The organism is Stenotrophomonas sp. STEN054 (assembly GCF_056854535.1).
On the sequence record NZ_JBXFWG010000009.1, the window covers coordinates 31,450 to 47,012 of the forward strand.

Sequence of the window (15,563 nt, forward strand, 5' to 3'; positions counted from 1 at the left end):
TCTTCGGGCCGCTGTCACCCTGTGCGGTCCCCATGCCCTGCCCGCCCCTCCGGCACCCGGCGTTGACGTGGGATGCAGTACCTAGGAGGCTGGCTGGCAGCGCCCCACGCGCGCCCCTGGCACCGATCTTTCCCGCACGGAAGCACCGCATCGAGGATCCTCACCCAGATGAGCACCACGTCCCAACCTGCTGTTCCCAGCACCGACGGCGCCGCGCTGCGCCGCTCGATCTCCAATACCCTCAAAGGCTCCGCCGGCAACCTGGTGGAGTGGTATGACGTCTACGTGTACTCGGTGTTCGCCGTGTACTTCGAATCGCAGTTCTTCTCGCCCGAAGACAAGAACTCCACCCTGTACGTGTGGGCGATCTTCGCCGCCACGTTCCTGATGCGCCCGATCGGCGCCTGGTTCTTCGGCCGCTTCGCCGATCGCCACGGCCGTCGCCTGGCGCTCACCGTGTCGGTCACCCTGATGGCCGTCTGCTCCTTCCTCATCGCCATCACGCCCACCGCGGCCAGCATCGGCATCTGGGCGGCGATCATCCTGCTGTTCGCACGCCTGCTGCAGGGCTTCGCCACCGGCGGTGAGTACGGCGCCAGCGCCACCTACATGTCCGAGGCCGCCATTCCCGGCCGCCGCGGCTTCCTGTCCTCATTCCACTACGTCACCCTGGTCGGCGGCCATGTGCTGGCCCAGCTCACGCTGTTCCTGATGCTGAACTTCTGGGGCAAGCCGGAAATCTCCGAGTTCGGCTGGCGCATCGCCTTCGGCATCGGTGGCATTGCCGCGGTCGTGGTGTTCTGGCTGCGCCGAGGCATGGACGAGACGATGGAAGAATCGTCGATCGAGGCCGCGCGCGAAGGCAAGGCGAAGAAGTCCGGTTCGATGTACGAACTGGTCGTGCACCAGTGGCGCCCGCTGCTGCTGTGCTTCCTGATCACCGCCGGCGGCACCATTGCCTTCTACACCTACTCGGTGAACGGCCCGAAGATGATCCAGAGCGCGTTTGCCGCGGATGATCCGATGACCGCCACCCTGGTCAACCTCGGCGTGCTGACGTTGCTGATGGTGCTGCAGCCGGTCGGCGGCTGGCTGTCGGACATCATCGGCCGCAAGAGCCTGCTGGTGTTCTTCGGCGTGGGCGGCGTGCTGTACAGCTGGTACCTGATCACCCAGCTGCCGCACCAGCACGATGCCACCCTCGCCTTCCTGACCCTGGCGCTGGGCTTTGTCATCCTCACCGGCTACACGTCCATCAACGCGGTGGTGAAGGCCGAACTGTTCCCCACCCACATCCGTGCACTGGGCGTGGGCCTGGGCTATGCGCTGGCCAATTCGCTGTTCGGTGGTACCGCCCCGCTGCTGTACCAGGGCGCGCTGAAGACCGGCCACGTCGACTGGTTCGCCATCTACGTCACCGCCACGATCGCGGTATCGTTGGTGGTCTATGTCTTCTTCCTCACCAACAAGGGCCCGAACTGGCTCGACGGCACCCGCAAGTAAGGGCGTCGTACTGATCGCAGCCACCGGTGCAATGCCGGTGGCTGCTGCGTCTCCGGCGTCGCCGCTGATGTGGATCGCGGCGGCGCTTGCCGCAGCCACGGCACTGGCCTGGCTGCTGCGCCGCCCCGGCGCGCAGGCCTCATGGCCGCGCATCGGCTTCGGGGTGGCGCTGCTGGTGTTCTCTGCCGCACTGGTGCTGCAGCTGTCGGTCGACCTGGGCAGTGGCCACAGTTCGATGGCGATGAGCAGCAACCCACGCGGCCGGGTGCTGCACCCGGTGGGCCTGCGCACGATGGTGGTGTGCTATCTGGCCGTACTCGCCGCCAGTGGCTGGGGCGCGTGGGCGTTGTTGCGCCGGCGCGGATGACGCCGGCGCGGTAGAGTCGACCGTTGGTCGACTGCTCTGCCTTCTAACGTGCAGGACCCACGCTTCGCGCGGCGTCGACCAACGGTCGACTCTACCCCCTCCGTTATCCCGCGTTGCCGGCCAGCGGCCGGCACCCTCTTCAACGGCGGGCGGCGTCGCTCTTCTCGCGGGCGCCGTGGAATTCCGATTCCTTTTCCCACGTCGGCCAGCGGCGGCTGTTGGCCAGCTCGGCGCCCAGGTCGTAGACCAGCAGGGTGTCGGCGGCGTGGCCAGCCGGGTCCCAGCTCGGGGTCCAGGCGTCGCAGGCCTGGTGGTAGCAGTCGGCGAAGTACTTCTCGCGCAGCGCGCGGCCGGCCTGGACGCCGCCGTCCAGCTTGTCCAGGCCCGGGCCGATGGTGATGGCCGGCACGCCCAGGCGGGCAAAGGCGAAGTGATCAGCGCGGTAGAAGAAGCCCGCTTCCAGGTTCGGGTCGGGGCTGTAACTGCGGCCACGGGCCTTGGCCACGCGCTCCAGGTCGCCTTCCAGCGACACCCGGCCCTTGCCCCACGAGGCGATGTCACGGGGCGCGCCATCCGGGCTGAACATTTCGATGTTCAGCACCGCGGCGGTCTTTTCCAGCGGTGCCAGCGGGTGCGCGGCGTAGTAGCTGGCACCCAGCAGGCCCTTCTCTTCGGCCGTCAGGGCGACGAAATACAGGCTGCGCTGCGGCTGCGGGCCAGCGGCGAACACGCGGCCCAGTTCCAGCACGGTGGCCACGCCGGTGGCGTTGTCGATGGCGCCATGGCGGATGCGGTCACCCTTGGCGTCGGGCTGGCCGATACCGAAAGCATCCCAGTGCGCGGAGAAGATCACGGCCTCATCGCCATGCTCGCCGCCGGGCAGCTTGGCCACCACGTTGCGGGTCACCACCGGCTCGCGCTTGATCGCGAAATCCACGCTCAGCTTCGCGTTGTCCAGCACCACCGGACGGAAGTCGGCCTGCATGGCCTTGCGCTTCTCGGTGTCGAAATCCAGGCCGGCGTCGGCGAAGATCGCCTCGGCCAGCTCGCGCTGCATCCAGCCACGCAGCGGCGTGTGCTGGGCCATCGCTTCGGCCTGGCTGCGCTCGATGTCGAACAGCGGCGAGGTGCCCGAGCTCTTCACCGTGGCCCAGCCGTAGGCGGCCGGCGCGGTCTCGTGCACGATCAGCACGCCCTCGGCACCGCGGCGCGCGGCTTCCTCGAACTTGTAGGTCCAGCGGCCGTAGTAGGTCACCGCCTTGCCATCGAACGCACCCGGCGCATCGGCTTCAAAGTCGGCGTCGTTGATCAGCACCACGGCGATCTTGCCGTGCAGGTCCACGTCCTTGTAATCGTTCCAGTGGCGTTCCGGTGCGTCGATGCCGTAGCCGACGAACACCAGCGGTGCGTTGTTGATCTGCACGCGCTTGCGCGGCTGCAGGCTCTGCAGGGTCACGTCCGCGCCATTGGCCAGCGTGCGCTTGCCCTTTTTCAACTGCAGGCTGGCCTTGGCCGGGCCGTCCAGCTGCGCGCGCACCAGCGGCACCTGCTGTACCCAGCTGCCATCGGGGCCGCCCGGCTGCAGGCCGTAGCTGCGGAACTGCTCGATCAGGTACTGCACGGTGCGCTCTTCGCCTTCGCTGGCCGGTGCGCGGCCTTCGAATTCATCGGAAGCGAGCACCTGCACGTGACGCGACAGTGCCTGCGGATCGATGCCGCCACCGGGCAGGTCGTTGGCCGCATGGGCCAGGCCCCCGACGAAGAGGCAGGACGACAGCAGCAACACACGCATCGGATTCACGGCAATACCACGGCAGGAAGGGGAGTCACCCGAGTGTAACGTGGTCGTGACATCACGGCGCGGCCTGGGCCTGCGTCATCCACGCATGGCGTGGATCTACCGGCTGATGCGGTCGAGCCAGCAGGCCAGGCCCTGCGCGTTGAGCTCGATGTCCATCGCCAGCACCTCGGCCACCGCCGCCTGGTCCAGCGCGCAGCCATGCTGCTGTGCACGTTCCAGGTACAGCGCCTGCAGCGCGGCCAGCAGGCAACGGTGGCGGTCCGGGCGCCCATCGCACTGGCGGCCGATCGTCGCCATCGCATCGATCTGCTCGAACAGGTCGTCGGCCAGCTTCTGCACCTGCTGCACGCGGCCATAGTGGGTCAGGTACATCGCCTGCGGGCCGTAGCCCAGCATGCGCTGGATCGACGCCTTCATCGCCTCCGGATCGAACTGCACCGGCGAAGACGTGGGGAAGATGAAGGCACCCTGCGCACTGTCCAGCTCGCGGTAGGAGATGCCGAAGGTATCGCCGGTGAACCAGCTGCGGCTGCGCGCATCCCACGCGCAGTAGTGGTGCAGCGCATGCCCCGGCGTGTGCAGCAACAGCAGTTCACGGCCGGCCAGGTCGATGCGGTGGCCATCTTCGGCCACCACCACGCGGGCCTCGGGAATCGCTTCGATGCGGCCGTAGCTGCGGGCGATTTCCTCCGCGCCGTAGACCGCCGTGGCACCGGCAATCAGCCGGGTCGGGTCGATCATGTGCGGCGCGCCGCGCGGGTGCAGTACGGCCTTTGCATTCGGCAGCTGCTGCATCAGCAGGCCGGCGCCACCGGCATGGTCCAGGTGCACGTGGGTCAGCAGCAGCCAGTCCACCGCCTCCACGCCCAGCCCCGCATCGGCCAGCGCCTGCAGCATGGCCGGCACGGACAGGCCGGTGCCGCAATCGACGAAGGCCGCGCGGCCCTTCTCGACGATGAGGTAGGCCGCGTCGAAGTCGGGACGCTGGAAACCGGTATCGATGGTGTGGATGCTGGGATCGGCGGTCATCGGCACGCACCTGGCAGGATCAGGAACAGAGCCCCATGGTAGGCGCGTGCGTGGGGCCGGTTCGATGCGGCTTTGGTCGGAGGGGGCAATTCTGTAGAGCCGAGCCCACGCTCGGCTGCCTTTCTGCCAGACATCAGCCGAGCATGGGCGCGGCTCTACAGAGGGCGCGTGCAGCCGAACATGGTTACCGGGCCAGGTACCTCGGCCGCAGCAGCAGGGCCAGCACCAGCACCGCCAGGAACGCCCCATAGGCATACAGCACCGCCAGCACCTGCGGCCAGATCGGGCCGGCGCCGGGCTGCACCCGGCCGATGTGGTACCCCCACAGCATCGAGCCGATGCTCAGGGCGAAGGCCAGCGCCAGGGTGGCGGTGTCGAACAGGCGCCGCCGCGCGGTGCGCGGCTGGCGCGGAAACAGCCAGTAAAGGCTGCCCAGCAACAGGAACCAGGGCAGGAACAGCAGCAGCGACAACCAGGCCATCGCAGACTCCATGTCATCGCGCCGGGGGCGCGTGGGCATCATGCCATGTGTGGTGTGGTCGGGTAGAGCCGAGCCCATGCTCGGCTGCTTTTCCGCCAAGCCGAGCGTGGGCTCGGCTCTACAAAAGCAAAGCCGAGCGTGGGCTCGGCTCTACATCGGCGGAACGGGTCAGGCCGCTTCGCGCAGCACCGCCAGCGCGGCCAGCACGGCATCGACCTCGGCTTCCAGCTTGAACAGCTCGCTCTGCAGCTGGTCGCCCTGCTCGGCCTGCTTGATCACGGCGATCAGCTGGCCGGCATCGCGCGGCGAATCGAAGCCTTCGCTCTGGATCAGCAGCGTGCCGTCGCCGGCGGTCAGCTTGAAGTAGAAGCGGCCGTCCTTTTCGCGGTACTGCTTGAACAGCGGCGGTGCCGCGCGGGCGACGCCGGCATCCTCGCTGGCGATGTCGCCGGCGCCTGACAGGTCGCGCAGGCCCACCGCATGGCGCAGTTCTTCCAGCAGCGGGGCCGCCAGCTGCTCGCGCAGCTGCTGGCCACGGCGCTTGAGCAGCGCTTCGATCTTCTCCGGCTCGGCCATCAGCGCGTTGTAGCGCTCGCGCAGCGGCGACAGCTCGCCGTCGATGCGCTCGAACAGCTGCTGCTTGGCATCGCCCCAGCTGATGCCGGCGGCGAAGGCCTTGGCGAATTCGGCGGTCTGTTCCGGGGTGGCGAAGGCCTGGTACATCTGGAACAGCGCCGAGCCCTCGGTGTCCTTCGGTTCGCCCGGTGCGCGCGAATCGGTGAGGATCGAGAACACCAGCTTCTTCAGTTCGTCGCGCGGCACGAACAGCGGAATGGTGTTGTGGTAGCTCTTGCTCATCTTGCGGCCGTCCAGGCCGGCCAGGGTGGCCACCTGCTCGTCGATCACCACGTCCGGCAGCGGGAAATACTCCTTGCCGTACACGTGGTTGAAGCGCTGGGCGAAATCGCGCGCCATTTCGATGTGCTGGATCTGATCGCGGCCCACCGGCACCTGGTTGGCCTTGAAGATCAGGATGTCGGCGGCCATCAGCACCGGGTACATGAACAGGCCGGCGCTGACGCCCGCATCCTCGTCCACGCCCTCTTCGCGGTTCTTGTCCACCGCCGCCTTGTAGGCGTGGGCACGGTTGAGGATGCCCTTGCTGGCGATGGCGGTGAGGAACCACATCAGCTCGGTGGTCTCGCGGATGTCGCTCTGGCGGTAGAACCACACGTGTTCCGGATCCAGGCCGCAGGCCAGCCAGCTGGCCGCGATCTCCAGGGTCGCGCGCTGGGTGCGCTGCGGGTCCTGCGATTTGATCAGGCTGTGCAGGTCGGCCAGGAAGAAGAAACTCTCGATGTCCGGCGCGCGGCTGGCCGCGATGGCCGGACGGATGGCGCCAACGTAGTTGCCCAGGTGGGGCGTGCCGGAGGGGGTGATGCCGGTAAGGACTCGGGTCGTCATGACTGCGGGGGGTAACCTTCGATGAACAGGGCCAGTTTACCGTGCCCGCGACCAACCCCGTCAGCGCCTGCGGCGCGTTTGTTCACCCAACCCCGCTGGAGACGCCCGATGAAACGCCTGCTGCCCCTGTTGCTGATCCTGCCCCTGGCCGGCTTCCGCCCGGCCCCGCTGCCGCCACCGGTCTCCCCGGACGGCCCGGTCCGCATGAGCCTGGTCGACCGCGACCGTGGCACCGAACTGCGCAGCTACCCCGCCGATGGCCAGCGCTGGGTAGCCGGCGAGCGCGGCCATCGCTATGCGGTGCGCCTTTACAACGACAGCCCGCGCCGCGTGCTGGTGGTGCTGTCGGTGGACGGCATCAATGCCATTTCCGGCGAAGACGCCAACCCCTCGCAGACCGGCTACGTGCTCAACCCCGGCCAGAGCGCGGACATCACCGGCTGGCGCAAGAGCCAGGACGAGGTGGCCCAGTTCGTGTTCAGCAGCCCCGGCGGCAGCTATGCCAGCCGCACCGGGCGGCCGGACAACGTGGGCGTGATCGGCATCGCGGTGTTCAACGAGATGTACCGCTGGCGCCCGCAGCCCCGCGCGGAACCGCGCCTGCGGCAGTTGCCGCCACCGGCGCCCGCGGCCCCGGCGGCCGAAGCGGCCGCTGACAGCAGCGCCAGCCGTGCCGAAGGCTATGCGGCCAAATCTCCGGTCCCGGCACTGGGCACCGGCCACGGTGAGCGCGAGACCTCGCAGGTGCGTGACACCGCATTCGAGCGCGCCAGCCGCAGCCCCGCCCAGGTGCAGGAGCTGCGCTACGACAGCGCACGCAACCTGCGCGCACGCGGCATCGTGCTGGACGCACGCCCGCTGGAGCCGCGCTCGCGCCTGCCGCGCGAACCGCAGGCCTTCCCCAACCGCTACGTGCCCGACCCGCCGGCACGCTGAGGCAGACAGCACGACGCCCGCACCATCACGGTACGGGCGCCGGGCTGTGGGGGCGCGCTGTGGGGGAAGCGCGACGGACTTACTTGAAGTCCGGGTAATCCTTGCGGACGCTGTCGGAGAACTCGCTCACTTCCTTCTCGGCGCGGTCCTTGGCCCAACCGTAGCGTTCCTGCAGACGACCCGACAGGTACTCGGCATTGCCTTCGGCCACATCGAAATCGTCGTTGGTCAGATCGCCCCACTTGGCCTGGGCCTTGCCCTTGAGCTGCGACCACTTGCCGGAAATGATGTCTTTGTTCATTGCTGGAGTCCTCGGTTGCAACGGCGTTCTTACCGTGGCTGCAGCATCGCGCACCGGGCGTTGAACAACAGTCAACCTGCCATGAAAAACGTGCTCACCTGCTTGAATGGTTCACTACCGGCGGGCTGAGCTGCACACAAAAAAAGCCGGGACAGTGTCCCGGCCTTTTCATTCGGTACCACCCCGGGCTCAGTTGCCCTTGGCGGCATCCTCAACCGACTGGCCTGCCTTCTGCACATCCTTGCCGGCGCCGGCAACGGTATTGCAGCCAGCCAGCATGGCCACCGAGAACATCGACAACAGCATCAGGGCAACGACACGCTTCATGGGTTTTCTCCTGGGGTTCGCCACTACATGGGTTCTTCGCGCTCGGACATTCCCGAAGTGGAATGCCCTTGCGTGACGTGCAATCTGGCGTCTGCCGCGTGCAGCGAGTGTGAACAGGCCCCGAAGCCATTCAGGCGCAGACAGGTGGACTCAGTCGCGCATCAACGTGGACTTGCCGAACAGGCTCTCCACCAGGTCCACGGCCAGCTCGGCGGTCGCGTTCTGCTTGTCCAGCAGCGGGTTCAGTTCAACGATGTCCAACGAACCCATGCGCCCACTGTCGGCGATCATCTCCATTACCAGCTGCGCCTCACGGTAGTTCACCCCGCCCGGCACCGTGGTGCCCACGCCCGGGGCAATGCTCGGGTCGAGGAAGTCCACGTCGAAGCTGACGTGCAGGTGGGTGTTCCCGTCGATGCCGGCCAGCGCCGCTTCCACGGCGCGCTTCATGCCGTTCTCGTCGATGTAGCGCATGTCGTAGACATCGACCTTGTGGGTCTTGATCAGGCGCTTCTCGTCCGGGTCCACCGAACGGATGCCGATCTGGCGCATCTGCGCCGGGGTGATGGCCGGGCTGCTGCCGCCCAGCTGGGTCAGCGCGTCCGGGCCGAGGCCGCACAGGCAGGCCACCGGCATGCCGTGGATGTTGCCCGACGGGGTGACCTCGCTGGTGTTGAAATCCGAATGCGCATCCAGCCACAGCACACGCAGGGTTTTGCCCTGTTCGCGGCACCAGCGGGCGACGGCGGTGATCGAGCCGATGCCCAGGCAATGGTCGCCACCCAGCATGATCGGCATGCGCCCGGCCTGCAGTTCAGCGTAGCTGGCCTCCATCAGCGCACGGTTCCAGGCCACCACCTCGTCCAGGTGGCGGTAGCCCTGCACCGGCGAGGTCCACGGGTTGCGCGGGCCATCCAGGTTGCCCAGGTCGCGCACGTCCACGCCGCGCGCCTCCAGCGCCTCCGGCAGGCCGGCCACGCGCAGGGCTTCCGGGCCAAGCCGCGCACCACGATGGCCCGCGCCCACGTCGGTGGGCACGCCGATCAGGGTGACGGAAATGGGGTGGGCCATGGGTGCCTCCTGCAAACGAAAAAGAAGCACAGTCTAGCCAGAGGGATGTGACACCACTCGCGGCGGTGCAGCAGGGAACCGGATGATCTGCCAGCACAAATGGAATCTCGGGTCAGATAACCCCACTCTGGGGCATTCGAGATCCGGACTCTATTGACCGACTTCACATGTGAGTCGCGATTGCCTCTTATCCATTCTCTTTCGCGGCGCAACTCTGCATTGGCACCTTGAGTATCGGTGCGCCTCCCTTACATATAGAACCGGAGAAGCAGTGCTGATGAAGTGCAGGATCAATGGGCTCGTAGCGCTGACGATTGCCCTCGCGACGATTGTCCCCACCGTTGCAATGGCAGCCTCACCGCGCATCACCCATACCGTAGTGTCCGAGGAGTTTTCCAGGCAGAGCACTGACGCACGACATGTTCTTGAGTGGGTGACCCAGAATGTCCGCCCTGCATTCGCACCACTGGGCTATGGCACGGTGCACGTCGAGCACAGTGTGATGTGGTCGGGTATCTGCAAGCTCCAATGACTCGATCCCGGGGAAGCTGCCTACCGAGGGTGTTCCGGGTGAGATCTATAGAGTAGAAAACATACTGCCCGATGGGTCCGTACAGTCGTGGGAATTTACCTGGGTTGCACCATTGTCCGCCCATGGCGGCGGGTGGAGCGTCACCGGGTACACCTACAAAAAGGGTAGCGATCCCGTCGAACAACAATGACACTCTCGCGCAGCTGCGGCGTCCAAAAGGACAATAGCGCCGGGTACCACTGACCGCAGGCCCCGGCGCACCACGCCAGGGCCCGTTCGGCGCTCAGCGACGGCGCACCGGGGTCACGCTCTGCACCTCGCCGTTGTTGCGCAGCATGCACAGGAAGCGGCCATCGGGGTAATCGATGATCAGTTCCTGATAATCGCTGCCCACCGGCACCTGGGTCACCAGCGTGCCCTGTGCGCCCTTGCGCGTATTGCAGGACCCTAGTGCAGTGTTACTGCTGGGCGCCGTGTAGGCAGCGCGCGAGGTATTGCGGAACACTGCGCGGCAGCCGCCGTTCACCCACACCGAGTGCCGCGACAGGCCCCAATTCTGGCCCTGCTCGCAGCGGGTGTGGCTGAGTTGCCGGGCAACTTCCACGTTGCCGCGCGTGTCCATTTCACACGACACTTGGCGCTGGTCGGTGGACTCGCAGGTCACCTCCCCCGGCAGCGCCCCACCTTCATCGTCACTGTCATCGTGGCGGCGGTCATGCCGCTCTGCCGCCCCTGTGGCGCTGCCGCTGACCTGGCAGATACCGTTGGCGCCGCCACGGCCGGTGTAGCTGATCTGCGGCGCACCGTCGTCACCGGTGGTGATCGACAGCGTTACCCCACTCTGCGCGTCGCGCGCTTCGAAATAGCGGTCGCTGAAGCGCTTCAGCGCCGCCTCCCGCCCCTGCACGTACACGGGGCCGCCCTCGTCGGCGTGCACATCCAGGCCGGCGGGGCAGCTGGCGTTGAAGAACGGCACGGCGGCCATGGCCGGGGCCGCGAAGGCGGAGCACAGCAGTGCAGCGGCAAGGGAAACAGCGTGGCGGCGCATGATCGATTCCCGAAGTGGCCCGGACGGGCGGATGGCGACAGTATGCGTCGGGAGGGGGAGGGCGGTTCGTGAGGGGCGTCATGAAGACGGGTACGGCGCTGCCGAACCTGCAGGGCCGGGGCTATCATCCCGGCTCACCCACGGACGACCGGTTACCTGCCATGGCCGCGCCTGAATTCGAACGTGCCCAGTGATCGTGGAAGAGGCTGTCGAAATCGCTTGTTTCGCCAGCAGTGCGCCGTATCTGACCGGCTTGGTGGCGCCGAATGCACCTAAAGCCAGCTTCTTCGACGTAGCGCTGCCACATCTGAACATCCTGCAGATCGGCCCGGGCAGTAATACCCAACGCTTCATCAAACACCTGGCTGCATCGCGCAACCTGCCTGCACTGGGCCTGCTGGATTTCAGCGAGTCCACCGAACTGCAGTTCACCTGGGCTGATGTTCGCGAGGCCGATGCGGTGACGCCGTTCGCCGCGTACGAGCGCCTGTTCGCCAGTGACGCGTTCGCACCGGTGCACGGCTTCCGCCTACGTAACAGCGCGCTGTCGCCGGCGCAGTTGCAGGCGCTGCAGGCGATGCGGCCGGGCCTGCAGTTCATGATCATCCAAGCGGGCATGGGCGGTTACGTCAGCCATTTCGAGAAGAACGTGTTCCCGTGGCGACATCTGGTGCCGGGCGATAGCGGGAAGCGCTGAGACGTACTTGGTGCTGCGCGGATTGTGTGCGAGGTACGTACGACGGTTAAGGCTGCTTTGCAGTGCAGACGCCATCTGGCCTGCAGTGTGGTGGTATAGGCACTTGCGCCAGGACAGTGCGATCACGCCGGCGCGAATTGTCGTTTTTGCCTATAAGACGACCGAAACGAGCCAATCGCGATAATTCATTCTTCCTTTCGGCAACGCCGAATTCATCAGAACAATTGATTGGTGCGTCACGGCTTGGCATGCCCAAGATGAATTGCTACCTGCATCGGTAGCCGGGACTTCCAAGACCGCAGTGTCAATGATGTTTACGCTTGTCAGTCGGCGTCGCTTGGTTGTGGGCGACGCCGGCTGGCAATCCGTCTGCCTTGCTATGGCGGGCGGTGCGTGGGGGTCTTGTACCCGCCGGTTCATTGACACGGTCTTGGAAGCCACGCATCGCCTGCCACCCTAACCGGTGGCACCTCCGTTCCTGCCGAGGATGCCCACATGTCCAAATCCCGCCACCCGTATCTGGCCGCCACGCTCGGTGACGCCCTCACCCGCCTGCCGCCCGAACTGGCCCAGCCGCTGGAAGCTGCCTTCGCTGCCGCGAACGAAGCGCCCTCCCCCATCACCCTGCGCAGCTGCCTGCAGCAGATTGCGGCCGGCGATACGGCCGACGGACGGCCATGGCCTGGCCCGGTCCGCTCACCCGGCGAGGCCGTCGCCAACGCGCGCCGGGATCGCGCTGCCACAGGTCTGGTGTCGCTGCTGGAGCTTTACCACGCCACCGAACGCGTGCGCGTGGATGGCGATGAGAAAGACGATATCGGCGACGGCTCGCGCGAAGGACTGATGCTGGCCTGCCGGGGGTTGGCCGAGTACGTGGCGTTGCAGTCGCGGGCGGGGTGAGCCCTGCAAACTCAGGCGACGTTCTTTGCCGCCGGCTTGCCTGCTTTGCGGGCAGGCTTGGGTTTCGGTTTGGGCTTGGCTGGCTTGCCGTTGCCATCGATCGGCACAAGGCTCAATCGGAACCCCAGCGACTTGGCCAGCTTGCTCAGATTGCCCATGGTGGGATTTCCTTCACCACGCAGCATCTTGTACAAGGTTTCGCGGGCGATGCCGGTAGTGCGCGCAAGATCAGCAATGTTGCGCGCTCGTGCCACGACACCCAGCACCGATGCAATGAATGCTGCATCGTCGGGCGCCTCCTCGAGCGCGGCCTCAATGAAGTGGACGATGTCCTGGTCGTCGTGCAGGTGTTCAGCCGCGTCCCAGTCATGCAGTTTCAGTGTGTTTTTCATGGCAGCCTGCCGTGTCTGATGTCACATGCAGCGTGTGGAAGAGTGTGGAATCAGAGCCGGCTCGCCAGTTCGCGAGCGCGCTCGATATCCCGGGACTGGCTGTCTTTGTCGCCTCCGCACAGCAGGATGTAGGTGATGCCCGCCCACTCTGTGAAGTAGACCCGGTAGCCAGGCCCGAAATCGATCTTGAGTTCCTGCAGGCCACCGCCCAGTGAACGGTGCTGCCCAGGATTTCCATGTGCCAGCCGGGTGATGCGCACGGAGATGCGCTGGCGTCCTTGCTTGTCACGCAGGCTGCCGAACCAGTCATTGAACTCGGAGGTGGTCTGGATCCTCGCCACATGTCCAATATAATGGACAAATGCTGCATTTTCAATAGGGCGAGGGAGGATGTGTATTGCCGGCTCCTTCAACGCGTTGCTGATGACTGGCCGGCCGCGTTGCGCGCCGATATGCAATGTCGGCACGACTCCTCCTTCGCCGCATCACCGGGTTGACTCGCCGGCTTAGAAGAAAGAACCGGCGCAAGGCGGTTCTTTCACAATGCACATCGGCGAGGACGACGTTGTCTACCTGCGTGCCGGAACTCCGCAAAATCTACATGAAGGAATTTCGTACTGATTCATGCGCAGCGTGACGCATCTGCCCATGCCCGAGCGGCTGCAATGTCGGCATAGGCGTGACCGCTCCCGCCGGAGGTACATCGTCAAACCTGCAGGAATATTTGCGCTCGCCCTAGCCTGTGGGGCGCTCGCTCGATATGGAAAGGTCGGCTGGACTGAAGCTGTGGCTCTAGACGCGTGGCCGCAGTGCGCCTGAAGCGGCAAGATGATGTTCACTCCGCCCACGTAAGCGGATGCGCAGCGATTCTTCCCGTTGGGAGGAAAAGTGCGCTGGCGAACTCCCCGCTGTCGGGTGGCGTTCAGGTCGAGGAGTTTCCTGGTCGGCGGCACTGCATGCCGTAGTCATCGATCAATCCATGGGCGCACTTCCGACGTGTGGCACTTACGAGGGGATATGGAGCATGGCATCCGCCGCTACGCATCTTCGCCAGCGTTCAGTCGTTCCCTGGCAGGACTTCTGACTTCGGATTTTATTTGGCGTGTCACCACGCACTGAACTGACCACTGTAAATAGGAGTTGGAAATGAAAGAGATAATGTTGATTTTGGCGTTGGCTGGCCTCGCAGGATGTGCCCCCACGACAGCCCCTCAGGGCAGCGAGGCAAAAATTTCCGAAGCTGATGAGTCGTCGCGCGAGAACTCGATAGATCCTGCGCCCTTAATGAAAATGCATCCGAACGTTGTCGCAGTCGATGCTCAACCGTTCGCCACACCACCGCGACTTGTGATGACGCTCAAGGGCAACGGTTGGCGCGAGTCTGACATCCTGCATGGATTCGCTAGCAACGCTACGTCCTTACTCAAGAAGATGGCAAAGAAGGAGCTGATTCCGGCTGATCACGGCATCACCTTCATCCTCAGGATAGAAGTGGAATCCGGCGGCGAGATGCTCGACCGCAACGTCCTTCATCTCTCGGTTGACCAACCTTTTGTGGAAGCCGTTGCCGGCGGTGCCAATGTCAGCGCTCAGGCGCTTCTGAATACTTCGGACGTAAGCTTCAATGGCCGACTGGGACGTCGCCTCACAGAGCAGTTCTGCGGAGACGACAAGTATCAGGGTGCAGATGGTGTGCTGCGTACCGTGGACTTCTGCAGCAAGGCGCTTGGCAATTGGGGGCTGTCTTCATCCTGAAGGTCAGGCAGGCAAGTATCCAGCTTGCTTTGGTCAGCAGCGGTGCGCTATGGATGTGTTGCATAGCCGGGTGCAGATGCCCGACTGCCAGATGACGAGCGCCCGCATGAAACCTGACGTAGTACCCAACAAAGTCGTTGTTCTCTCCGGGTCCGGCTTGAGCGCGGAAAGCGGTTTGCCTACATTCCGCGATTCGCATGGTCTCTGGAACAACTATTCGTGGCAGGAGGTAGCCAGTCCCGAGGGTTGGAGGCTTCGTCCAGAAGCCGTCCTGGCCTTTTACAACGAGCGTCGCCTGCAGGCATGGAACGCGATGCCAAATGCCGCACACTCGGCGATCGCCTCCCTGGAATCGGCCTTTGAGGTGGTCGTAATCACCCAGAACGTCGATGAGCTTCACGAGCGCGCTGGTTCCAGCAACGTGATTCATCTGCATGGCCAACTTGCCTATGCGCGTGGCACGTCGGATAGCCCGAAGCGCTACCGTATCGAGGACTCTGCGATTTCGCTTGGGCAGCTGTGCGAGGACGGCACTCAGCTAAGGCCTGACATTGTCTGGTTCGGGGAGGAAACGCAGTACATGGATGAGGCGCGATGGCACGTGTCCACTGCAGCAAAGGTTCTTGTTGCAGGCACGTCACTTACCGTCCATCCAGCGGCTTCGTTGGTCAAGGCTGCGCGCGGCAGGGCTGAGAAAGTGCTGGTCTCGCTCGAGATGGACAGGCTCCCCTACGGGTTCACCTACCTGCAGGGCCTGGCCACCGCTGTTGTTCCTCGCCTGGCCGAAAAATGGCTCACGGGTGCGCGCGAAGGCTCAGACAGCGCCTCGTGAGGCGCGAAGGTGGTGGTGCCGCTTATCCGAATCGAACGGATGACCTACTGTTTACAAGTCGGTACACGGATAGCTTGCCATTATTTGAAATCGGATGGTCCGGGGCCGCTTACATCAAGGAAAAACC

17 protein-coding genes are annotated in these 15,563 nt (G+C 65.0%); 7 read left to right on the forward strand and 10 right to left on the reverse strand.

The genetic code is table 11. The features are described 5' to 3' along the window. Positions 1-168: 168 nt before the first annotated feature. Together AC1VXD_RS05290 and AC1VXD_RS05295 are read left to right on the forward strand one after the other, a co-directional pair. On the forward strand, positions 169-1,503 hold the full coding sequence (locus tag AC1VXD_RS05290; RefSeq protein WP_482991168.1) for an MFS transporter: 1,335 nt from the start codon (positions 169-171) through the stop codon (positions 1,501-1,503). Between the two features lie 31 nt (positions 1,504-1,534). Further along, positions 1,535-1,870: a hypothetical protein gene (locus AC1VXD_RS05295; RefSeq protein ID WP_482991169.1), complete on the forward strand. Its 336-nt coding sequence runs from the start codon at positions 1,535-1,537 to the stop codon at positions 1,868-1,870. Positions 1,871-2,009: 139 nt separating this feature from the next. On the opposite strand, the gene AC1VXD_RS05300 is transcribed toward AC1VXD_RS05295, so the two are convergent. The 4 genes from AC1VXD_RS05300 to AC1VXD_RS05315 all read right to left on the reverse strand — a co-directional run bounded on the left by AC1VXD_RS05300 (position 2,010) and on the right by AC1VXD_RS05315 (position 6,645). Continuing rightward, positions 2,010-3,662: a M28 family metallopeptidase gene (locus AC1VXD_RS05300; protein WP_482991235.1), complete on the reverse strand. Its 1,653-nt coding sequence runs from the start codon at positions 3,660-3,662 to the stop codon at positions 2,010-2,012. A 105-nt stretch (positions 3,663-3,767) separates the two neighbouring features. Next, positions 3,768-4,700 carry an MBL fold metallo-hydrolase gene (locus AC1VXD_RS05305; protein WP_482991170.1) on the reverse strand — a complete coding sequence of 311 codons (933 nt, stop codon included), beginning with the start codon at positions 4,698-4,700 and terminating at the stop codon, positions 3,768-3,770. 184 nt (positions 4,701-4,884) lie between these two features. Further along, the gene (locus tag AC1VXD_RS05310; protein ID WP_482991171.1) at positions 4,885-5,181 is read right to left on the reverse strand and encodes a hypothetical protein; all 297 of its coding nucleotides are present in this window, start codon (positions 5,179-5,181) and stop codon (positions 4,885-4,887) included. Positions 5,182-5,349: 168 nt separating this feature from the next. Continuing rightward, complete coding sequence (locus AC1VXD_RS05315; protein WP_482991172.1) at positions 5,350-6,645, reverse strand: tryptophan--tRNA ligase; 1,296 nt, start codon at positions 6,643-6,645, stop codon at positions 5,350-5,352. Between the two features lie 108 nt (positions 6,646-6,753). Between AC1VXD_RS05315 and AC1VXD_RS05320 the strand changes: the two genes are divergently transcribed. Further along, entirely contained in the window at positions 6,754-7,581 is an 828-nt protein-coding gene (locus AC1VXD_RS05320) for a hypothetical protein (RefSeq protein ID WP_482991173.1), read from the forward strand. Between the two features lie 79 nt (positions 7,582-7,660). Here the strand turns inward: AC1VXD_RS05320 and AC1VXD_RS05325 are convergent, their stop codons facing one another. The 4 genes from AC1VXD_RS05325 to AC1VXD_RS05340 all read right to left on the reverse strand — a co-directional run bounded on the left by AC1VXD_RS05325 (position 7,661) and on the right by AC1VXD_RS05340 (position 10,860). Beyond that, entirely contained in the window at positions 7,661-7,882 is a 222-nt protein-coding gene (locus tag AC1VXD_RS05325) for a CsbD family protein (protein WP_116863167.1), read from the reverse strand. Between the two features lie 189 nt (positions 7,883-8,071). After that, a complete protein-coding gene (locus AC1VXD_RS05330) occupies positions 8,072-8,209 on the reverse strand; it encodes an entericidin A/B family lipoprotein (protein ID WP_079224917.1) in 138 nt (45 codons plus the stop codon). A gap of 150 nt (positions 8,210-8,359) precedes the next feature. Beyond that, positions 8,360-9,280: an arginase gene (rocF, locus tag AC1VXD_RS05335; protein ID WP_482991174.1), complete on the reverse strand. Its 921-nt coding sequence runs from the start codon at positions 9,278-9,280 to the stop codon at positions 8,360-8,362. 815 nt (positions 9,281-10,095) lie between these two features. Then, on the reverse strand, positions 10,096-10,860 hold the full coding sequence (locus AC1VXD_RS05340) for a DUF3011 domain-containing protein (protein ID WP_482991175.1): 765 nt from the start codon (positions 10,858-10,860) through the stop codon (positions 10,096-10,098). A 196-nt stretch (positions 10,861-11,056) separates the two neighbouring features. On the opposite strand from AC1VXD_RS05340, the gene AC1VXD_RS05345 reads away from it, so the two are divergent. Both AC1VXD_RS05345 and AC1VXD_RS05350 read left to right on the forward strand, forming a co-directional pair. Next, a complete protein-coding gene (locus AC1VXD_RS05345) occupies positions 11,057-11,557 on the forward strand; it encodes a hypothetical protein (RefSeq protein WP_482991176.1) in 501 nt (166 codons plus the stop codon). Positions 11,558-12,052: 495 nt separating this feature from the next. After that, a complete protein-coding gene (locus AC1VXD_RS05350) occupies positions 12,053-12,457 on the forward strand; it encodes a hypothetical protein (RefSeq protein ID WP_164073692.1) in 405 nt (134 codons plus the stop codon). Between the two features lie 11 nt (positions 12,458-12,468). Here the strand turns inward: AC1VXD_RS05350 and AC1VXD_RS05355 are convergent, their stop codons facing one another. Both AC1VXD_RS05355 and AC1VXD_RS05360 read right to left on the reverse strand, forming a co-directional pair. Next, positions 12,469-12,849, reverse strand: a complete 381-nt coding sequence (locus tag AC1VXD_RS05355; protein ID WP_482991177.1) for an addiction module antidote protein — start codon at positions 12,847-12,849, stop codon at positions 12,469-12,471. A gap of 50 nt (positions 12,850-12,899) precedes the next feature. Then, the gene (locus AC1VXD_RS05360; RefSeq protein WP_482991178.1) at positions 12,900-13,316 is read right to left on the reverse strand and encodes a type II toxin-antitoxin system RelE/ParE family toxin; all 417 of its coding nucleotides are present in this window, start codon (positions 13,314-13,316) and stop codon (positions 12,900-12,902) included. Between the two features lie 679 nt (positions 13,317-13,995). Here AC1VXD_RS05360 and AC1VXD_RS05365 point away from each other — a divergent pair. Then, a complete protein-coding gene (locus AC1VXD_RS05365; RefSeq protein ID WP_482991179.1) occupies positions 13,996-14,604 on the forward strand; it encodes a hypothetical protein in 609 nt (202 codons plus the stop codon). Between the two features lie 106 nt (positions 14,605-14,710). Further along, positions 14,711-15,436: an SIR2 family NAD-dependent protein deacylase gene (locus tag AC1VXD_RS05370; protein WP_482991180.1), complete on the forward strand. Its 726-nt coding sequence runs from the start codon at positions 14,711-14,713 to the stop codon at positions 15,434-15,436. The last annotated feature ends 127 nt before the right edge of the window (positions 15,437-15,563 follow it).